This window comes from Novosphingobium sp. FW305-C-30-35 (genome assembly GCF_058783135.1).
In genome coordinates this window covers 441867-460614 of sequence record NZ_JBYSYJ010000002.1, presented here as the reverse complement: position 1 = coordinate 460614, position 18748 = coordinate 441867, and the positions used below count along the sequence as shown (strand labels likewise).

General features: G+C 64.8%; 17 protein-coding genes. 8 read left to right on the top strand and 9 right to left on the bottom strand.

The features are described 5' to 3' along the window. Positions 1 to 12 precede the first annotated feature (12 nt). Positions 13 to 945 carry an alpha/beta hydrolase gene (locus AC3WLM_RS18785; RefSeq protein ID WP_492478419.1) on the bottom strand — a complete coding sequence of 311 codons (933 nt, stop codon included), beginning with the start codon at positions 943 to 945 and terminating at the stop codon, positions 13 to 15. Positions 946 to 1031: 86 nt separating this feature from the next. Between AC3WLM_RS18785 and AC3WLM_RS18780 the strand changes: the two genes are divergently transcribed. The 5 genes from AC3WLM_RS18780 to AC3WLM_RS18760 are packed head-to-tail and all read left to right on the top strand — an operon-like array spanning position 1032 to position 8771. Then, the gene (locus tag AC3WLM_RS18780; RefSeq protein WP_492478418.1) at positions 1032 to 2180 is read left to right on the top strand and encodes a CapA family protein; all 1149 of its coding nucleotides are present in this window, start codon (positions 1032 to 1034) and stop codon (positions 2178 to 2180) included. Next, positions 2177 to 3205: a hypothetical protein gene (locus AC3WLM_RS18775; protein ID WP_492478417.1), complete on the top strand. Its 1029-nt coding sequence runs from the start codon at positions 2177 to 2179 to the stop codon at positions 3203 to 3205. The genes AC3WLM_RS18780 and AC3WLM_RS18775 overlap by 4 nt, the downstream gene beginning before the upstream one ends. 60 nt (positions 3206 to 3265) lie before the next feature. Further along, positions 3266 to 5875, top strand: coding sequence for a TonB-dependent receptor (locus AC3WLM_RS18770; protein WP_492478416.1), 2610 nt, complete (start codon positions 3266 to 3268; stop codon positions 5873 to 5875). Next, positions 5875 to 7392 (top strand): tannase/feruloyl esterase family alpha/beta hydrolase, encoded by a 1518-nt coding sequence (locus AC3WLM_RS18765; RefSeq protein ID WP_492478415.1) that lies wholly within the window; start codon positions 5875 to 5877, stop codon positions 7390 to 7392. The genes AC3WLM_RS18770 and AC3WLM_RS18765 overlap by 1 nt, the downstream gene beginning before the upstream one ends. Then, entirely contained in the window at positions 7389 to 8771 is a 1383-nt protein-coding gene (locus AC3WLM_RS18760; RefSeq protein ID WP_492478414.1) for an MmgE/PrpD family protein, read from the top strand. Before AC3WLM_RS18765 ends, AC3WLM_RS18760 begins: the two co-directional genes overlap by 4 nt. Here AC3WLM_RS18760 and AC3WLM_RS18755 read toward each other — a convergent pair. Then, on the bottom strand, positions 8756 to 9262 hold the full coding sequence (locus AC3WLM_RS18755; protein ID WP_492478413.1) for a GreA/GreB family elongation factor: 507 nt from the start codon (positions 9260 to 9262) through the stop codon (positions 8756 to 8758). The two genes, AC3WLM_RS18760 and AC3WLM_RS18755, sit on opposite strands and share 16 nt — an antisense overlap. Positions 9263 to 9318: 56 nt before the next feature. Here AC3WLM_RS18755 and ybaK point away from each other — a divergent pair, with 56 nt between their 5' ends. Further along, a complete protein-coding gene (gene ybaK, locus AC3WLM_RS18750; RefSeq protein WP_492478412.1) occupies positions 9319 to 9795 on the top strand; it encodes a Cys-tRNA(Pro) deacylase in 477 nt (158 codons plus the stop codon). Here ybaK and AC3WLM_RS18745 read toward each other — a convergent pair. Then, positions 9792 to 10973 carry an MFS transporter gene (locus AC3WLM_RS18745; RefSeq protein ID WP_492478411.1) on the bottom strand — a complete coding sequence of 394 codons (1182 nt, stop codon included), beginning with the start codon at positions 10971 to 10973 and terminating at the stop codon, positions 9792 to 9794. The genes ybaK and AC3WLM_RS18745 overlap by 4 nt on opposite strands. Before the next feature lie 93 nt (positions 10974 to 11066). On the opposite strand from AC3WLM_RS18745, the gene AC3WLM_RS18740 reads away from it, so the two are divergent. Further along, complete coding sequence (locus AC3WLM_RS18740) at positions 11067 to 12245, top strand: cytochrome P450 (protein ID WP_492478410.1); 1179 nt, start codon at positions 11067 to 11069, stop codon at positions 12243 to 12245. A gap of 55 nt (positions 12246 to 12300) precedes the next feature. Next, positions 12301 to 13302: a LacI family DNA-binding transcriptional regulator gene (locus AC3WLM_RS18735; RefSeq protein WP_492478409.1), complete on the top strand. Its 1002-nt coding sequence runs from the start codon at positions 12301 to 12303 to the stop codon at positions 13300 to 13302. On the opposite strand, the gene AC3WLM_RS18730 is transcribed toward AC3WLM_RS18735, so the two are convergent. The 6 genes from AC3WLM_RS18730 to AC3WLM_RS18705 form a co-directional block, all read right to left on the bottom strand. Next, positions 13299 to 14075 carry an SDR family NAD(P)-dependent oxidoreductase gene (locus AC3WLM_RS18730; RefSeq protein ID WP_492478408.1) on the bottom strand — a complete coding sequence of 259 codons (777 nt, stop codon included), beginning with the start codon at positions 14073 to 14075 and terminating at the stop codon, positions 13299 to 13301. The genes AC3WLM_RS18735 and AC3WLM_RS18730 overlap by 4 nt on opposite strands. Continuing rightward, the gene (locus AC3WLM_RS18725; protein WP_492478407.1) at positions 14072 to 14470 is read right to left on the bottom strand and encodes a c-type cytochrome; all 399 of its coding nucleotides are present in this window, start codon (positions 14468 to 14470) and stop codon (positions 14072 to 14074) included. The genes AC3WLM_RS18730 and AC3WLM_RS18725 overlap by 4 nt, the downstream gene beginning before the upstream one ends. Continuing rightward, positions 14467 to 16209 (bottom strand): FAD-dependent oxidoreductase, encoded by a 1743-nt coding sequence (locus tag AC3WLM_RS18720; RefSeq protein ID WP_492478406.1) that lies wholly within the window; start codon positions 16207 to 16209, stop codon positions 14467 to 14469. Before AC3WLM_RS18720 ends, AC3WLM_RS18725 begins: the two co-directional genes overlap by 4 nt. A 42-nt stretch (positions 16210 to 16251) precedes the next feature. Further along, positions 16252 to 17598 carry an aromatic ring-hydroxylating oxygenase subunit alpha gene (locus AC3WLM_RS18715; RefSeq protein WP_492478405.1) on the bottom strand — a complete coding sequence of 449 codons (1347 nt, stop codon included), beginning with the start codon at positions 17596 to 17598 and terminating at the stop codon, positions 16252 to 16254. Positions 17599 to 17668: 70 nt separating this feature from the next. After that, positions 17669 to 18103, bottom strand: coding sequence for a nuclear transport factor 2 family protein (locus AC3WLM_RS18710; protein WP_492478404.1), 435 nt, complete (start codon positions 18101 to 18103; stop codon positions 17669 to 17671). Positions 18104 to 18183: 80 nt separating this feature from the next. Continuing rightward, entirely contained in the window at positions 18184 to 18735 is a 552-nt protein-coding gene (locus AC3WLM_RS18705; RefSeq protein ID WP_492478403.1) for a VOC family protein, read from the bottom strand. Positions 18736 to 18748: the final 13 nt, after the last annotated feature.

Below are 18748 nucleotides of genomic sequence, written 5' to 3'. Positions count from 1 at the left end.
GGCGCGCCCGTGTCAGTCGATCCCTTTCTTCTCGATTGTCCAGCCGGGCACGACGCACAAGCGGCAGTTGCTGCCGGTAAAGCTGCGCGCCGCAGTCTTGTCGCCGCGCAGCTGCCACTCAAGCCAGTCGACCGACAGCGCCGCCACCGCACCGCCGTTCAGGGTGCGGAAGGTGCCACCGTGGCCCACGGGCAGTTGAACCATGGCAGCCGGCACCTTGTCGATCCGCTTGAAATCATCGGTGCCGTTGGGAAAGGCGATGTCGTCCGGCCCGCCCAGGACATAAAGCACCGGCGTGTGCAGTTTCTCGAGCATCGCCTTGTTCACGGTGATGCCGCGGATCGGGTTGGTGCCGTCGGTAAACACGCCGCTGTTGTGGACCAGTACGGTGCGGATGCGCGGATCGGGCGCCACTTCGAGCGCCTGCAGGCCGCCGCAGCTGTGCCCGGCCACGGCCAGCGCCTTATCGTCGATCCTGCCGTAGAGCGCGCTTCCAGCCTTGGCGTTCTCGGCCAGTGCCCAGTCGAGGCCCGCCTTCACGTCGGCACTGGTTGTTGCAACTGGCGGCAACTGGCCGGATTTATCCGGCGCCCGCGGTTCGCGCTTTTTTGTCGCGCCCGGGCCGCTCATGATGGCGCCGGGCGCAATCACTACATAGCCATGGCTGGCGATCTCCAGCAGGTGCTGCCTTGCGCTCGCGCCATCGGCGCTGCATCCGCCATTGCCCCATACAAGCACCCCCAGCGCCTTGGCTTCCGCAAGATCCGCCGGTCGATAGATCACATGCGCGGGCAGGGCCGGATCCTGCGTCATCACTGCCGGATAGGGCCCGGTGCCGGGTCCATTCGGCATCGTGTCGACGCTGTTGGGCTGGTCTTGCGCAGCCAGCGGCGCTGCCATCATGGCCATGCCGAGCGCTGCGCCCATGATGTGATGTCTGCTCAAGCGATCCTCCTTCTCTTGCACCGCACATTTGTCTGACAGGTTCTGCAATGCAAGCGCTTGCGTAAAACGTTTGCCGCCTTTAAGCAATGGACCATAACAATGAAGGGAGAGACGTGATTCACACTGTTCTGGCCACTGGCGATCTCGCGATGGACCGCGATGATTACGACGCCTGCTTTGCCGGGACGGCGGCTGTCCTGCGCGCTGCGGACGTGGTGTTCGGCCAGCTTGAGACCAGCTTTGCCGAAAAGGGTGTCCGTCTGCCCCAGGCGCGCCATGCCGTGCTCGCCAGGCCCGAAGGTGCAGCCGCTCTGGGTCGCGCCGGGTTCGATGTGATCTCCATGGCCGGCAACCACGTCATGGACTGGGGTCACGAAGCCTTCTTCGAAACGCGCGGGCATCTTGAAAAGGCGGGAATGAGCGTGGTCGGGGCCGGGGCCAACATTGCCAAGGCTCGCCGCCCGGTGATCCGCACGCTGGGCGATGGAACGCGCGTGGCCTTCCTCGCCTATTCCAGCATTCTCCCGCATTCCTACTGGGCTGACGAACGTCGGCCCGGTTGCGCCCCGATGCGCGCCTTCACCGTCTATGAGCAGATCGAGCACGACCAGCCAGGCACCCCGGCGCGAGTCCACACCTATCCCCACCGCGAAGACCTCGCCGCAATGGAGGCAGACATCCGCGCCGCGAAACAGCAGGCCGACGTCGTCCTCGTCTCGCACCACTGGGGCATCCACTTCGTCCGTGCAGTGATTGCCGATTACCAGCGCGATGTTGCCCGCGCCGCGATTGCCGCCGGGGCCGATGCGATCTTCGGCGGCCATGCCCACATCCTCAAGGGCTGCGAGCTGATCGACGGCAAGCCGGTGTTCTATTCGCTTTGCAATTTCGCCACCGATCTTGCGATGGACGAGGCCCACGCCAATTCGAAGAGTTTCAACGAGATCCGCGTCCTTGCCGAAGAGTGGGAGCCGGATTTCGAAAGTCTCTACAACTTCCCGAAGGCCGCGTGCCTGTCCATGATCGCGCGGCTCGAAATCGCCGGTGGCAAGGTGCTGCGCGCGGGCCTGCTGCCGCTAGTCATCGGCCGGGATGCCGTGCCGCGCCTGGCCGAGCCGGGCAGCGAAGATCATGCCGCGGTGGTTGACTATCTGGCCGCCGTCACGCGGGAAGCCGGGCTCAACGCCGCGTACCGCGAAGACGCAGGCATGGTCGTGCTGGAGCAGGCAGCATGAAGCCGCGCGCCGTCGCGTTTCCCCTCGAGGGCTACGTCCTGCTTTACCTGCTGGCGTACCTGCCGAACGTGATCGTGACCAAGCTGGTCACCTCGCAGCCGCACGCCGGGCTTGGCCGTCCGCTCACCGGCCTCGAAACCCTGCCCGCGTCGCTGATCATCAACATGGTGCTGACCTGGGGCTTCATCTGGCTGTCGGGCTGGCACCGTGATGCTAACAAAGTCTCGTTGGGGCCGGTCCGCCTGCCGTTCCCGACATTCTACACCTTCCTTTCCGGCCTCGGCACTTCGCTGGTGCTGTTCAGCGTGCCGCTCAGCTTCACCATCCCCAATGTCAGCATCCCGTTCATCCAGCTGGTCATGCGCGGCGACATCCTGATCATCGCGCCGCTGGTCGACGTGATGTTCGGTCGCCGCGTGCGCTGGTGGAGCTGGACTGCGCTGGCAATGGTCCTGTTCGCGCTGGTCATAACCCTGTCCGACCGGGGTGGCCTCAAGCTCCCACCGATCGCGATCCTCACCGTCGTGCTCTACACGCTGGGATATTTCCTGCGCCTGTTCGTAATGACGAAGATCTCCAAGAGCGGTGACCCGGCCTCGGTAAGGCGCTATTTCGTCGAGGAAAAGATGATCGCGCTGCCGATGTCGGTCGTGATTCTGGGTGTCATCTCGGCCAGCGGCATCGGCGGCCAATCGGGCGAGCTTGCCTGGGGCTTCATCGGCGTGTGGAGCGATCCGGTGCTGCTCGACCTCTTCTGGATCGGCGCAACGCTCACCGTGATTTCCGTGCTGGCGATCATCATCCTGCTCGACCCGCGCGAGAACGCCTACTGCGTGCCTTTGGAGCGCGCGGCGAGTCTTGTCGCCGGGATCGGCGGTTCGGTCCTGCTCGCATGGTTCTGGGGCCTGAAGATGCCGCGCGATGCCGAATTGATCGGCGCGGGCGTGCTGGTCGGCGCGATTGTCCTGCTCTCGCTCGCCCCGCGCCTTTCCGCGCATCGGCACGCGCGAAGCGAAACTGCCTGAATTGAACGATTTGCCAGGCGGAGTGCGTCGGGCCGTGAAGATACAAATGGGAGACTGAAGATGGGGAACCGGAACTCTTTCAAGGTGTTGCTTGCCGCAACATCTGCAATCGCTTGCATCGCATCTGCTCATGCGCAGGAGACGCAGAATTCAGCTGCGGACGCGCCCGAAGACCAGTCCATTATCGTCACCGGCAGCCGCATCCGCGGCATAGCCCCGGTCGGTTCGAACGTCATCGCCATCGGCGCGGACGACATCGCGCAGGAGCCGGTCACCTCGACGAATGACTTGCTCCGCCGCGTGCCGCAAGTCGTGTCGCTCGGCGCCAACCGCAACGGCGGCTCGGCCCAGAATGGTGCGGCCAACGCCACGCGCGGTGCCGGTATCAACCTGCGCGGCATCTCCACCAACGCCACGCTGCTGCTGTATGATGGCCGCCGCTTCCCGCCGCAGGGCACGCAAGGCCAGTACACCGATCCCTCGGTCCTGCCGGCCATCGCGCTCGAGCGGGTCGAGGTTGTCGCCGATGGTGCCTCGGCGGTCTATGGCTCCGATGCCATTGCCGGCGTCGTCAACTTCATTCTGCGCCGCAACTTCGATGGCGTAGAGGTGCGCGCCCGCGCCGGTATCGCCGAGGGCGGATATACCGAAAAGCAGTTCGCTGGAATCTTCGGCAAGAAGTGGGATGGCGGTTCGGCCATGATCGCCGCCGAATACACCGACAACACCCACCTGCGCGGCTACGATCTCGATTTCTACCAGGACGATAACCGCAACCGGGGTGGACGCGATCTGCGCGTGCAGAACTGCAATCCCGGCACGATCAGCCTTGGCGGCAAGACTTACGCGATTCCGCAGGGCGGGGTAACAGCGGCCAATGTCGGCTCGCTCGTCGCTGGCACTGCCAACCGCTGCTTCTACAACGCGCTGGATACCGTAATTCCCGAACAGAAGCGCTACAACGTCACGGCTGCCGTCTCGCAGGACGTGGGCGAGAGCGTGCGCCTGTTCGCCGACGGGTTCTATTCCTATCGCAACGGTACCATTGCCGGCATCAACAACATCAGCGCCACGGTGCGCAACACCAACCCGTTCTTCGTTACCCCTGTTCCGGGCACCACGCAGCAGACGGTCCTGTGGTCGATGGTCCCGACGCTGGGGCCTGACTTCAACCCCTACCACGGTGAATCCTGGAACGTCGTCGGCGGGATCGAGGCCAAGCTGGTCGGCGATTTCAAGGCGACCGCCTATTACGCCCACGGCGAGTCCGAGGACGTGGCCGATCGCCGCCTCGGCGTGAACACCGCCGCACTAAACGCTGCCCTTGCCGATACAAACCCGGCCACAGCGCTCAATGTCTTCGGCGGGCCGAACAACCCCGCCACTCTGGCGAAGATCCGCGACAATCTGTTCGTGATCACCGGCCGCACCAAGCTAGACGTTGCCAACGTCCAGCTCGATGGCTCGCTGTTCGACCTTCCCGGTGGCGCCGTCCGCGTGGCCCTTGGCGGCGAATATCGCGAGGAATACACCTACACCGACCTGCTCACCGGGCAGGCCGCCACTCCGCGCCGCACTGCCGATTCCGGCACACGTAACGTGAAGGCAGTGTTCGGCGAGCTCTTCGTGCCGATCGTCGGCAGCGGCAATGCGATGCCGGGGATAGAGCAGCTCTCGCTGTCGATCGCGGGTCGCCACGAAAAGTACAGCGATTTCGGCAGCACCACCAATCCGAAGATCGGCCTCACCTGGAAGCCGGTCGAATCTCTGACCCTGCGTGGCAGCTATGGCACGTCCTTCCGCGCGCCGACCTTCACCGAGGTCTCGACCATCGCGGGCGGGGCGGGGCTCTACTATGATACGCTGCCGGGTGCCTCGGGCAACCTCACCGGCATCGGCATTGCGGGCGGCAATCCGGGGCTCAAGCCCGAGACCGCGACGACCTGGTCTGTTGGCGCGGAATTCCGCCCGATCAGCGCGGTGCGCCTGTCGCTGACCTATTTCGACATCGACTACAAGGATCAGATCCAGGCTCTTCGCGGCACGCCAGGCATCCTCACCAACCCGCTATATGCCTCGTTCGTGAAGCTGAATCCGACGCAGGCCGAAGTCGATGCACTGATTGCCTCAGGGCTACCGATCAATAACACAATCAACGCCAACGCCGTGCAGTTCATCGTCGATGGACGCCGCCAGAATCTCGGCCGTTCGCGCGTGCGTGGCATCGATTTCGCGGCCTATGCCAACTGGGATGTCGGCGCGGTGAAGTTCGATGCGGGCGTTTCGGGCACCTACTATACCAAGTACCTGTTCCAGGCGCTGCCCGGCGCTGCCGTATCCAATGTCATCGGGCTCATCAACTTCCCGCAGAAGTTCCGTTCGCAGGCGGATATCGGTGCGAAGGTTGGCATCTTCTCCGGCCGCCTGACCTGGAATCACCTGGCTGCCTACACCAACACCACGGTCACGCCGGTGCAGAAGGTCTCGAACTACGATACCTTCGACCTTGGCCTCAACGTCGAGGTGAACGAGCATCTGCGCATCGGCTTTGACGTGCGTAACCTGCTGAACGAAGATCCGCCGTTCGTCGATACCTCGCGCGGCTACGATCCGCAGTCCGCCAACCCGATCCCGCGCATGTTCTCGATGACGGCAGGCGTGAAGTTCTGATGGCGGCGCTGCTATCGCTCCTGGCGGCGGCCACGATTGCCAGCGCCAGCCCCGGCGATTGCAGCGCGCTTGAGGGCGCCAGCGGGTACGTGGTGGTCGAAAAGGCCACCGCGATCCCCGCAGGCGTTGCCTTCAGGCCCGACGACAAGACCACCTTCTACAAGTCCGTTCCGGTCGATGCGCCGTTCTGCCGGGTCGAGGGCAGGATCGAGGGCACCATCGGCTTCGAACTTTGGCTGCCGATGGCGTGGAACGGGCGGTTGCTCGGTGCAGGCGTCGGCGGTGATGCCGGGGTGTTCAACTACCTGGACATGAGCCTGCGCGTCGCCCAAGGCTTCGCCACCGTCACAACCGACAGCGGCCACAAGGTGACCGAGGCCCACTGGATGCGTGTGCCCAAGGCCCGAACCGATTATGAACATCGCGCGGTCCACCTGACGGCACAGGCCGCAAAGGCGCTCGCTGCACGGTTCTATGCAAGGCCAGTCGAACGCAGCTACTTCACCGGCTGCTCGGGCGGCGGCCGGCAGGCGCTCAAGGAAATGCAGGTTCACCCGCTCGATTATGACGGCGTGATTGCAGGTGCGCCGGGGCCTAACATGCCGCTGCAATCGGTGCGGATGATGTGGTTCGCGCTCGAATCACAGCGCAAGCCGGCGGCCGCGCTCAGTGACGGTGACTGGTCGCTCTACGAGAACGCAGTGACCCGCGCCTGCGATCCGCTGGACGGCAAGGTCGACGGGATCATCACCAACCCCTTGCAATGCCGCTTCCGCACGGCGACGCTCCTGTGCAAGCCGGGGCAGGCCGAAGGCTGCCTGACCGCGCCCAAGCTTGCTATGCTCAAGGCCGTCATTGCACCATTGCGCGACGAACGGGGCAGGGCGATGGACCGGGGCCTGTTCCCCGCTGTCCGCACGCGCCCCGGCCCGCCGTCGCCGCTGTTGCGTGCGATGTGGGCCGACGCCGCGCACGATGATCCCGAATGGGATGCGCTGACCTTCAGCCGCACCGGTGATCTTGCCACAATCAACCGCGTGATGCCGCAGTTGCGGGCTGACAGCACGGCGATCAGCCCTTTCCTCTCAGCCGGGCACCGCGCGATCATTTATCAGGGCTGGCAGGACCCATCGACCAACGCCGGGCCGACGCTCGAATATTACGGCGCGCTGGCCCGCGATAACGGTGGTCTCGCGAAGCTGTCCGAAGCCGTGCGCCTCTTCATGGTCCCCGGCATGTACCATTGCCGTGGTGGTCCGGGAGCGGACACATTTGGCGCTTCCGGTCATGCGCCGATCAGCGAAGATCCGGCCAGCGACATGCTTTGGGCGCTGATCCGCTGGGTCGAGGAAGGCATCGCCCCCGCGCGCATCGAGGCGCGCAAGATTGCCGATGGCACAAGCTTCACTCGCCCGATCTGCGCTTTCCCCGCATCGGCCCGGCTTGAGCGTGGCCAGTGGACCTGCCGCCACGATCCCGCCCTGCTGGCATGGCCCTCTGCCCGGCTGAAACGATGACTGAAACTCTCAGCGACCTGCTCTGCCGCCACATCGCCACGGCCCGATGGGAAAGCCTGCCCGATCGTGCCCGGGACGGCGCACGCAGCGTCGCGCTCGACGCCATCGGCGTGATGCACGCGGCCAGTGGCTTGGCGCCCGAGGCCGCACCGTTCATCGCGCTGGCCCGTGCCAACGGGGCAGGGCCGTGCTCGATCATCGGGACGCCGCATCGTGTCCAGCCGCTTGGCGCAGCGCTTGCCAATGGCGCGCTGGCCCACGCGGTCGATTATGAGGACGCCTTCGATCGCGCCCCGGCACACCCCAACGCCTCGCTCGTCCCCGTCCTGCTCGCGCTCGCCCAATCAGAAGGCCTGGTCGATGGCCGCCGCTTCCTCACCGCGCTGGCCGTCGGTGGCGATGTGGCCTGCCGGATCGCGCTTTCGCTACGCCAGCCGATGGAGCAGGGTGGCTGGTACCCCCCGCCGATCGTTGCGGCATTCGGCGCGGTGGCGGGGGCGGCCAATCTGCTGGGCCTGTCCCCTCAGCAGACCAAGGATGCCCTTTCGCTGACCTTGTGCCAGGTGACGATGCCGGGCGAGATCAAGCACAGCCGCCGCACCACCTTGCGCGCGGTGCGCGAAGCCTTTCCGGCCCAGGCCGCGCTGACCGCCGCGTTGCTGGCGCGCGAAGGCGTCCCCGGCTTCGAAGAGCCGCTCGAGGGCAAGTCCGCCTTTTTCGCGCTCTACGCTGGCCGACAGTTCGATCCGGCTGACCTGACGGACCGCCTCGGCACCCATTACTGGGGCAGCGAGTTGACCTTCAAGCCGTGGCCGTCCTGCCGCGGCACGCACCCGTTCATCGAAATGGCGCTGGACCTATCCGCGCGCCACGGCATCAGGCAGTTCAGCATCGAATGCGTCGAAGTCAGCGTCGATGCCATCCAGTCCATGCTCGTAGAGCCGCTGGCCCGCAAGCAGGCGCCCGAGACGGCGATTGACGCCAAGTTCTCGGTTCCCTTCACCACCGCGCTGGCCCTGGTGCGCGGCGCGGTGCGGCTTGACGATTTCGACGCCGCCAGCCTCACCGATCCCGAAGTTATGGCCATGGCCGCCCGCGTCCAGGCCACGGTGGAGCATCGGCCAGAATGGCAACCCGGCGTGGGCGGCGCGATGCGGATCGTGTCGAGCAATGGCGAAAGCCATCACGCCTGGCTCGAGAACGCGCTGGGCTGCCCTGCGCGGCCACTCTCCCCGGCAGCTCAACGCGCCAAGTTCATCGATTGCGTCGGGCGTGCAGCCGTCCCCGTCATGCCCGAGGGCGCCAGCCGCCTTGCCGATGCGATCCTCGGGCTCGATACTCTGGCTGACGTTGGCGCGCTGTTTCAGCCGACGGAGTAAGTGCCCTCGGCGTCGAGACAAGCCGGTCGGATCGCCAGAACCTCGATCGCCTCGGCCTTGCCACCGAAATCGACAAGCTCGCCTTCCTCGGCCTCCATCATCGCCCGTGCCAGCGGCGCGGACCATGCGATCAGCCCGGCGGCGGGATCGGCCTCGTCATCGCCGACGATGGTGATCCACCGCGCCTTGCCGTTGAGACGATACTGGACCGAGCAGCCGAACGCCACGGTGTCGCCATCGGGAGCGGGCATCAACTCGGCCGTTGCGGCGCGCGTGCTCCAGTAGCGCTGTTCGCGCCGCGCCTTCTTGATCACTGCCTCATCCGCGCCCTCGGCTACCAGAGCCTGCACCTTGTCCTCGCAAGCCTCCACCTGCGTCCGGATCAACGCCAGTCCCCGCTCGGTCACCAGATTCGGCCCCGGCGGGATCGGCAGTTCGAACACCGGTTCAAGATGTTCGTCATCACTTTCCCGGCGAAACGCGACGCTCATGCACAAAACTCCAAACAGGCTGGCTTCCGATTGGCGGTCCTGCCAAAGGACCGCCTATGGCACAGGCAACCCGGGCAACTAAAGCGCTCGAACAGGCCGGTATCCGGTTCGAACTGCGCAGCTACCAATATGATCCCGATGCGGACTCCATCGGGCAAGCCGCCGCGTCCGCGCTGGGCGTGGAACCGGCGCAGGTGTTCAAGACGCTGATGGTGCTGATCGACGGCAAGCCCGCCTGTGCCATCGCGCCCAGTGACGGCGAGGTTTCCATGAAGCGCGTCGCGGCAGCGCTGGGGGCAAAGTCCGCAACGATGATGCGTCCCGGCGATGCCGAACGCCTCACCGGCTACAAGGTCGGCGGGATCAGCCCGTTCGGCCAGATGAAACGCGTGGCCGTGGTGATCGACGAGACCGCGCTTCTATGGGACGCGATCTTCATCAACGGTGGCCAGCGCGGCCTGCAGGTGCATCTGGCCGGAACGGACGCGGCGCGCTTGCTGGACGCGGTCGTCGCCGATATCAGCGCGGCCTAGCCTCGCGCCGACGCCAGCCGTGAACGCGCCAGTGCGCAGCACAATGCCGTCGATGTCGTGATAACCAGCGCCACAGCCAACCGCAGCGGATCTATGGGCGCAAACAGCCCCAGCACGCTCATCGCCGAGCCGCTTGCCAGCATCTGCAGCGCGCCTGCGAGGCTGGTTGCCGTGGCGGCACGGCCGGGTTCGGCAAAGCCCACTGCGTTGAAGGCAACAGGTCCGGCAAGGCCCGCTCCAAGACCCAGCAGCATGATCGGCGCGATCAGTAGCCCGACACCTTCGATCCCCACCAGCGCCAGCACCAGCGCAATCCCCGCGCCCAGAGCAGAACTGCCCGTGCCGATGATCAGAGCACTCGAACGCCGCTCCACCGGCACGACCAGACGCGTCCCGACGATGCTTGCGGCGGCCACCCACAGCAGCGCGGTGCCGGCTTCGCCCGAGGACAGGCCGAAACGGTGGACCAGCAGGAAGGGGGCGGCACCAAGGAACATGAACAATCCGCTACTGGCGGCGCCCAAGGTAGCCGCCGTGAGCACGAATTGCCGGTTTCTTGCCAGCTTGGCGTAGGAAGCGATCAGTCCGCTGCGCGCGCTTGCCACTCCGGCCTGAACCGTTTCCGGCAGGCGCCAGAAGGCCGCTGCCAGCGTGGCCGCTCCGCTCAGCGCAAGCAGGGCGAAGACGGCGCGCCACCCGGCAAGATCGGCCAGGCTTCCGCCGATCACGGGGGCAACCGCGGGAGATATCAGCACAATGGTCATCAAGGTCGCCTGCGCGCCGGCTGCGCGGTCCTTGCCGAACAAGTCGCCGACCATGACCCGGGCAGTCACGACGCCGAAGGCCCCGCCTGCTGCTTGCATGGCGCGTGCGGCAAGCAGCAGGCCAGTGGTCGTTGCCAGCGCCCCCGCCAGTGCCCCGGCAATGAACAGCATCAGGCCCGCCAGCATGACCGGTCGTCGTCCAAGGCGGTCGATCATGGGGCCGGCCAGCAATTGGCCCGATCCTAGCCCGGCAAGGTAGATGCTCACCACTTGCTGCGCCTTGGCTTCGCCGATTGCCAGATCGGCTGCGATCAGGGGCAGCGCCGGCACCAGCATGTGGATGGCGATCGATCCGGTGGCCGCAATCGCCGCCAGGGTCACGATAATTGCCCAGTAGTCTCGTCTCGCGCTCAACACTTCACGCTCTCACGTCCCTTGGTCCATATGCCGCGCCCAAACGAATGATAGCGCTTGCATGCGCTTGAATGCGTGCTTATGCAACCGATCATGACCGATCGCCTGCAGGATTTCGATCCGGAACTTCCGGAAGACTTTGACAGCCCCCATGCCGAATATGCGCGCCTGCGCCAGCAGTGCCCGGTTGCCTGGACAGAAGGCCTCGGCAGCTTCTGGGCAGTGACGCGGTACGAAGACGTAAAGCGTGTGGCGTCGGATTCTGCCACCTTCATCACCTCGGTCCAGAATGTGATTCCGAAAGTCGCCTATACCGGGCGCCGGCCGCCGTTGCACCTCGATCCGCCCGAGCACACGCCATATCGGAAGGCGCTCAATCCCCTGCTCTCGCTCGATCGGGCCGAAACCTTCGCCCCGCGTGCCCGCGAACTGACCCGTGCCCTGCTGGCGCCGATGGTGTCCCGGGGAGGCGGAGATATCTGCGTCGAACTGTCCAGCTATCTTCCGGTTCACGTGTTCGGCGAATGGATGCGCATTCCCGAGGACTGGCTCGATACGCTCCATGACAATGGCCGCGCTTTCATCCTTGCCGTGCATTCCAACAAGCCCGAGGTGATGAAGGGGACTTCGCTCCGCCTTTATGACATGGCCCGCGCCCTGATCGCGCTGCGCCACGAACACCCGCAGGATCCGGCGCTCGATCCCACCAGCGCGCTGCTTCAGGCGCGGCACGAAGGCGAGCCATTGCCCGACGAATTGCTGGTCGGCACCGTCCGGCAGGTCCTTGTCGTCGGCATGGTCGCGCCCATGGTGATGATCGGCAACATCTGCGTGCATCTCTCGCGTGACAAGGCGCTGCAGCAGAAACTGCGGTGTGACCCTTCGCTCATTTCCGCGGCAATAGAAGAGTTTCTCCGGCTGTACACGCCCTATCGCGGCTTTGCGCGAACCGCTGTCTGCCCGGTGGACCTCGGCGGTCGTACCATCGAACCGGGCGAGGCGATTGCGCTGATCTATGCCTCGGCCAATCGGGATGAGGCCGTGTTCCCCAACCCTGACGAGTTCATTCTGGATCGGCCCAACATCGCCCAGCACCTTGCCTTCGGGCGCGGCCCGCACAACTGCCCGGGCATTCATCTGGGCCGCATGCAGCTGCGCGTCGCGCTCGAGGAAATCTTGGGCGCAACCAGCGAGTTCGAACTTTCCGGGCCGGTCACGGTCAGCCGCTGGCCAGAGATCGGCGCGCTATCCGTGCCACTGCGGTTCGCCTGATCTGGCAAAAGAGAGCGATTGCATCATCGGCCGGGATCGCGCTAGCGTGGGCGGGATGAGCGCACCGATCGACAAGACGCCGACCCTGGACGATGTGGCTCTGATGGCCGGGGTATCGACCGCGACCGTCAGCCGCTTCGTCAACAATCCCGAGGTCGTGGCAAAGGGTACGGCAGAGCGCATCCGTGCTGCGATCGCTGCAACCGGTTACATTCCCAATCTGCTGGCGGGCGGTCTGGCCTCGAGCCGGTCGAAGATGGTCGCGGTGCTGATTCCGTATCTCACCGACTCGATCTTCAACGATACGATCCAGGCCATGGTCGAAGAACTTTCAGCAGCAGGGACAACGGTCATGCTCGGCCTGACCGGCGTTTCGGAGAAGCGCACCGAGGACCTGATCCGCGCGGCCCTCAGCCGCCGGGTCGACGCGATCATCTTCACCGGGCCGGTCACGCCGCAGGTCGATGCCATGGTGCGGCGCAGCCCGGCCTTGTTCATCCAGATGTGGGACCTGCCTGAAGACCCCATCGGCATGGCGGTCGGCTTTTCGCACCATGCCGCCGGGCGTGACATCGCACGCTTCCTGATGTCGCGCGGCTATCGCCGTCCGCATGTCGTCACCGCCGAAGGTGCACGCGCCAATATGCGACGCGCCGGTTTCGTCGAGGAATGGCAGGCAACCGGGCACGAGCCGCCCAGTGAATCCTGCGTGCAGGTGCCCTCGAGCTTTGGGCACGCCCGCCGCATCTTTGCCGAGGTCCGCCGTTTGCCCGAGATGCCCGACGTCGTGGTCTGCGGCTCGGACTATCTCGCGCAAGGCGTCATCGTCGAGGCGCTGGCCGCCGGGCTGCGCGTGCCTGAAGACATTGCCGTGGTCGGCTTTGGCAACAGCTCGATCGCCGGGGAGATGCGCCCCACGATCACCTCGGTCGAGGTGGACGGTGCCCGGATCGCGCGCGAGGCCATCGCCGCCATCCGCAAGCACCGCCCGAACCAACCCCCGGCAGAGCGGTGGGTCGATGTCGGCTTCCGCCTCGTCGCCCGCGAAAGCGCCTAGCGCGTAAGGTAGCCGCCTTCCACCGCAAGGCTGTGCCCGGTGACATAGCTCGCCGCGTCCGAACACAGCCACGCGCTGGCCTCTGCCACTTCTTCCGGTTTGCCGAAGCGACCGAACAGGCTGAGCGCGGGGGCGAACTCTTCCTCGGTGAAGCCGGTCGTCTCCAGCGCACCGCGCAGCATCGGCGTGTCGATCGCGCCGGGCAGGACCGCGTTCACGCGGATGCCCTTGCCGGCATATTCAAGACTGCCGGTCTTGGTCAGGCCGATCACGCCATGCTTGGCGGCAACATAGGCCGCGTTATTGGGCTGCGGGCGGAACGAGCTGACTGAGCCGATATTGACGATCGAGCCCGAGGAACCCTGCGCAAGCAACTGGCGAATCTCGTATTTCATGCAGAGCATGACCGAGCGCAGGTCGACGTTCAGCACCTTGTCGAACACTGCCATGTCAGCTTCATGGATCGGCAGGACATCGGGTGTGATCGCAGCGTTGTTAACCGCGCAATCGAGCCTGCCGAACGTGGCGACCGTTTCCGCCACCAGCGCCTCGACCTGGGCCTCGTCCGCCACGTCCGTGCGCACGGCATGGGCGCTGCCTCCAGCCTCGCGGATCGCGGCGACAGTGGCCGCAGCGGTGTCTGCGTTGATGTCCGAGACGATGACCTTTGCCCCACGCGCGGCGAGGAGGCGCGCGGTTGCCGCGCCCATGCCCACGCCCGCGCCGGTAACGATGGCGACCTTGCCTTCAAGCGATACGAGGTTCGGATTCACGATGTAGCTCCCTGTGCGATCCACGTGCGGATCTTGGCCATGTCGGTTTCGTTCAACGGCGCTCCGCCGAAAGGCATGCGCGCGCCCTGTCCGCCATGATCGTTATGCGTACCTTCCAGCTTCATCACCAGATAGGACTTGTCCGGGGCGCCCGGTGCCACCCGCATGATCGCAGGCGCCCCTTCCGAAGGCTTGCCGACAAGGAAGCCGATCGCCGCATCGCCAACCAGCGACATGCCCCCTGCCTCTTCGCCGGTCAGATGGCAGGTTGCACAGTTCTGCTCCAGGATCGGCACAATATCCGTTTGATACGAGACGGTTGGCGCAAGTTGTTCAGCACGTGCCGAGAAGGCGAGAGCGAGCAGGGCAGCGCCGCCCAGGGCAAGCTGTTTCATGCCGACACCGCGTGCCGTCCGGCGATGTAGCCGAAAGTCACCGCAGGACCGATCGTGCCGCCAGCGCCGAGATAGGCCTGGCCCGTCGGCGCGGCGATGCAGTTGCCGGCAGCATAGAGGCCCGGGATGGGTTGCCCGTTTGCAGCCAGCACTTGCGCATCGGCATTGATCTGCGGACCTCCCGCCGTATCGAGTGTGCCGGGTGCGAGCACGATCGCGTAATAAGGTCCTTTTGCAGAAAACGGGTGCATCGTATTGTTCGGGAACGGGTTTTCAGGTTGGCTGGTGCCTTGCCGACGCGCCGAGAACAACAAGTGCCATTCGCGGTCGTACAGGTACTTGCCCCGCCCGAATTCGGGATCGACGCCCTTCTTGGCGTAAGCATTAAAGTTCGTGATGGATTGCTTTGCATTTACTGCAAATTCTGCGCTGAGCCTCACGCCACCGGTCCGGTCCTGCCACGCTGCCAGCTGTGCGTCGATACCGGCGAAGACCTCGTCCCACGTCTGTCCTTCGACCAGATGTGGCTGCTCTGCTTTGTTCACCGGGAAGGGGAAGGCCCCACCGAAGGCATCGATGCTGCGCTGGTCGAACAGCATGAACATCAGATGGTTGGGGTATTCCTCGTGCGCCGGGTCGTACCAGAAGTGGGCCTGCGTGCGGTCGTTGTAATCGCGCTTCTCGTTGACCACGCGCTTGCCGTACTTGTTGACGAGGATCATCGAATCCCCCGGCAGAACGAAGGCGCCAAGGCCGATCCCGCGCGTCTTGAGCGCCTCGCCCAGCACGACCTGCGTCCGCCAGCCAAGCCCCATGTTGCCCATCATCGCGCCCGCTTCCTGCGCGATCGGAATAAAGTCTCCGGTCGAACCCGGCAGCGAGCATGAGCCGTAGACGGCGGGCTGGTGGACATCGCACAACTGCACGTTGTGGCTGTAACCACCGGTGCCAAAGACCACGCCCTTGTTCGCCTTGATACGGATGGTCTTGTCACCCTGCTTGGCCTCGGCCCCGATCACCCGGCCCGATCCATCCTTGACCAGCCGGGTAACGCGGGTCCGCGTGAGGATCGGCACGCCCTTGGCCTTCAGATATGCATGCATCTGCGAGGCAAGGCTGCCGCCGCCTTGGGTCGAGCCCGAACCCACCGCCGGTTCCAGCGCGCGGCCAGTCGGCACCTTGTTCTCGGGCAGATGGTCGGCATAGTCCGGGGCGGGCTTGTCCACCTGGAACAGGCGGAACTGCTTGAACTGCACCGCGCCCAGCTCACGCAGGTGATCGACCGCGGCAGAGCCATGGTCATAGAACGCCTCGACCACGCGGTAACGGTTTTCATCAAGGCCCAGCGTCGGGCTGTTAGGGTTGTACTGGCGCGGATAGCCATAGCGCACGACGTAGCGCAGCGCATCGGCCTTGGGGTCCTCGATGCCCTGTTCGCGAAAGATGAAGTGATTGAAGATCCAGGTGACGCCGCCTGATTTGGCGGTGGTGCCGCCAAGGATCGGCATCTTCTCGAGCATCATCACCTTCGCGCCTGCCGCAAGGGCGGTAACCGCCGCCGTCCCCGCCGCCGCGCCAGAGCCGACGCACAGCACGTCGAATTCATGGTCCCAGCCCGAAGCGGGCGCGTCTGCGGCCTGTGCGGCGGTGGCGATGCCGCCGGTTGCTGCCGCCGCCGCTGCAACGCCTGCACCGGCGAGCAGCTGGCGGCGATCGATACCCTTGCTGGGCTGGGTCATGTCACGTTTCTCCCGTCGTCTCTTGCCATGGTTGCGGGGCGCTCACCGCCGCCCCGCGATGTAATCGTTGATCACCTCGTGGAACCGCCGCACCCGGTTTTCCTGCCGTGCCAGATAGGCGTCATCGTGCCCGAGTGAGTGCAGGCCCTGCTGCTGCGTCACGGCCACGTCGAGATCCTGGATGAGGAAGTCGCCCTGCGGGATCTCTGCGCTGTAGGCGTCAAAGTCGCCGCTCTGATGCTCGGCTTCCTTCCACGGGCGCAGTCCATAAAGCGTCGGCACATCCGCGCCCCCGGCCACTTCCGGCGCAAGATACCAGTAGTCGAAGGTTGACCAGTTGGGATCTTCCATGTCCGGTTCGGTGCGGAATACGTGGAGTCCTTCGGGCGTGCCGGTCAGCGTCAGGTTCGGGAAGCAAGTGTGGTGGAACTGGTCGGTCAGCTCGTCATCGGCCAGCTTTTCGAAGTGCTTGTAGCCCCGCTCCGGCCCGAGCTTGCGCCGCGCCTGCTGCAGCGCGAGGCGGCCTTCCTGTGCGCGTCCTTCGAAGTCTGCGGGATCGAGGTCCCACTCCTTGAGCACTTGCGCCCACAGCGGTTTCATCTGCTGCGCGTCCTGATAGCGGCTCGAAGGCTGCAGCTTCTCGATCATGCGATTGTGCCCGGTCGGGTACATTTCGAACACGGTGGTCGAGTAGTGATCGTCGATCATGCCCTCGAACTGCGGGTGGACCGCAGGGATGTGGTAGGCTTCGTTGAAGTTGTCGGAAGCGAACTTCCAGTTGGTGTTGACCCGCAGCGTGCGCCACACCACGCGCTTCCAGCTGGCGAGATCGCGATTTCCGAGCAGCGCGGGGATGGGATCGAGGTATTCCATCAGCGGCACGGCATTGGGATCGAAGCTGTAGAAGATGAAGCCGCCCCAAGTCTCGCAGGGCACTTCCTTCATGCGCAACTTGCCGCAGGGGGAGCCCTGCGGGAAATCCTCTTCGTCCTGCACCCAGTCCAGCGCGCCGTCTATGTTCCACTTCCAGCCGTGGTAGGGGCAAGTGAAATGCTCGCCCACGCCGCCCTCTTCCACGGTGACGAGGCGGTTGCCACGGTGGCGGCAGACATTGTGGAAGGCGCGGATGCCGCCGTCCTTCTGGCGCACCATGATGACCGACTGGCGCATGAAGTTGTGGGTGATGAAATCGCCCGCTTCCTCGAGCTGGCTTTCCCGCCCGCCGACGTGCCACACGCGCTTCCACATGTGCTCCCATTCCAGCGCGGCGAAGTCCTTCGACCAGTAGCGGTCACCGGTGATGGCATCGCCGCGCGGTTCGGGGAACTGCGCGCTGGCGTGGGTGGGGTAGGGGGCATCGACTTCGGGGACCTGGATATAGGTGGCCATGGTAAAGCGCTCCTGTAACCGGCGATCTCCCCGAGCGCCGGATGGGGTTGGTTTTCTTGCTTTTTCTAAGTTACTTCGCGTTATCGAGCGTGCCCGAGAGCGGCATCAGGAAGTCCATGGTGTAGCGCGTGGCCTTCCAGCCTGCTCCGGTGCGACGGACTTCGAAATAGTAGCGACCGTTGACGGTCACGGCGCGGCCGTCCTTGCCCACGCCCATGCCGATCACATAGGCGCGCATCGAAGCGGTATCGCCTTCGTAGCCGGTCAGCGCGAAGTTGGTCAGGTAGTGGGCGTGGTGCTCCATGTTGGCGAAGACGTTGGTGAAGAACTCGCGGATGCCGGCGTGGCCGACCTGCGGGGTCAGGCCAATGCCCGAGAGATCGAACACCGCGTCCTCGGTGAAGACGTCGAGCACCGCGTCGATGTCGCTGACGGTATCGACCGCATGGGCATAGGCGATCATCAGGTCCTGAATCGCCAGGCGATCCTCGATAGGGCAATTCATTGACGTGTCCTTTCAGATACTTATTATCTTTGTTGGATGTTTCCCCGGGGAAACATCGCTTGGAACATTACGTGAACGTATTAATCGAACAGGGGCCGTATCGGGTCGGTCACGCCGTCCCAATCGGCGGCGCCCTGCGCGATGCGGGTGAAGGCGGAGGTCTGGTTATCGTCCTCTTCGACAATCTCGATCATGCAGCCGAGCGCCGTTGCCGTGTCGACGTAGCAGAAGCGCATCGCGCCGAACTTGCCGTCGATGGCCACGGCAAAGCCCTGGTCGACATAGCGCTGGCGGCAGGCATCGTAGTCGGCGGTGTAGATGCAGAAATGGTGGAAGCCGGTCTGGCCCTTGGCGATGGTATCGCGATAGGCGCTGGGGCGGTCGCAGTGCTGCTGGATCAGTTCGATCTGCACGGCGCCGGACTGCGCGAGGGCAACGGAGAAGTCGATGCCTTCGGAAGGTGCGCCCCGATAGGTCGCCTCGGCCAGTTCGATGTGCGGGACCATGAAGAACGGCCCGATTCCGGTTGCCGCGATCCACGCCTTTGCCGCCTCTTCCACGTCCTCGACGATGAAGGCTGCCTGCATGACGTGCGGGCCGGTTTGGCCGGGGGTGATGGTGATGTTGCTCATTCCTTGTCCCTCT

What these genes read in the sequence shown, in the direction of transcription:
- AC3WLM_RS18780 (WP_492478418.1), top strand. Translation starts at nt 1,032, where the DNA reads ATGGACCATAACAATGAAGGGAGAGACGTGATTCACACTGTTCTGGCC.
- AC3WLM_RS18775 (WP_492478417.1), top strand. Translation starts at nt 2,177, where the DNA reads ATGAAGCCGCGCGCCGTCGCGTTTCCCCTCGAGGGCTACGTCCTGCTT.
- AC3WLM_RS18770 (WP_492478416.1), top strand. Translation starts at nt 3,266, where the DNA reads ATGGGGAACCGGAACTCTTTCAAGGTGTTGCTTGCCGCAACATCTGCA.
- AC3WLM_RS18765 (WP_492478415.1), top strand. Translation starts at nt 5,875, where the DNA reads ATGGCGGCGCTGCTATCGCTCCTGGCGGCGGCCACGATTGCCAGCGCC.
- AC3WLM_RS18760 (WP_492478414.1), top strand. Translation starts at nt 7,389, where the DNA reads ATGACTGAAACTCTCAGCGACCTGCTCTGCCGCCACATCGCCACGGCC.
- AC3WLM_RS18755 (WP_492478413.1), bottom strand. Translation starts at nt 9,262, where the DNA reads ATGAGCGTCGCGTTTCGCCGGGAAAGTGATGACGAACATCTTGAACCG.
- ybaK (WP_492478412.1), top strand. Translation starts at nt 9,319, where the DNA reads ATGGCACAGGCAACCCGGGCAACTAAAGCGCTCGAACAGGCCGGTATC.
- AC3WLM_RS18740 (WP_492478410.1), top strand. Translation starts at nt 11,067, where the DNA reads ATGACCGATCGCCTGCAGGATTTCGATCCGGAACTTCCGGAAGACTTT.
- AC3WLM_RS18735 (WP_492478409.1), top strand. Translation starts at nt 12,301, where the DNA reads ATGAGCGCACCGATCGACAAGACGCCGACCCTGGACGATGTGGCTCTG.
- AC3WLM_RS18725 (WP_492478407.1), bottom strand. Translation starts at nt 14,470, where the DNA reads ATGAAACAGCTTGCCCTGGGCGGCGCTGCCCTGCTCGCTCTCGCCTTC.
- AC3WLM_RS18720 (WP_492478406.1), bottom strand. Translation starts at nt 16,209, where the DNA reads ATGACCCAGCCCAGCAAGGGTATCGATCGCCGCCAGCTGCTCGCCGGT.
- AC3WLM_RS18715 (WP_492478405.1), bottom strand. Translation starts at nt 17,598, where the DNA reads ATGGCCACCTATATCCAGGTCCCCGAAGTCGATGCCCCCTACCCCACC.
- AC3WLM_RS18710 (WP_492478404.1), bottom strand. Translation starts at nt 18,103, where the DNA reads ATGAATTGCCCTATCGAGGATCGCCTGGCGATTCAGGACCTGATGATC.
- AC3WLM_RS18705 (WP_492478403.1), bottom strand. Translation starts at nt 18,735, where the DNA reads ATGAGCAACATCACCATCACCCCCGGCCAAACCGGCCCGCACGTCATG.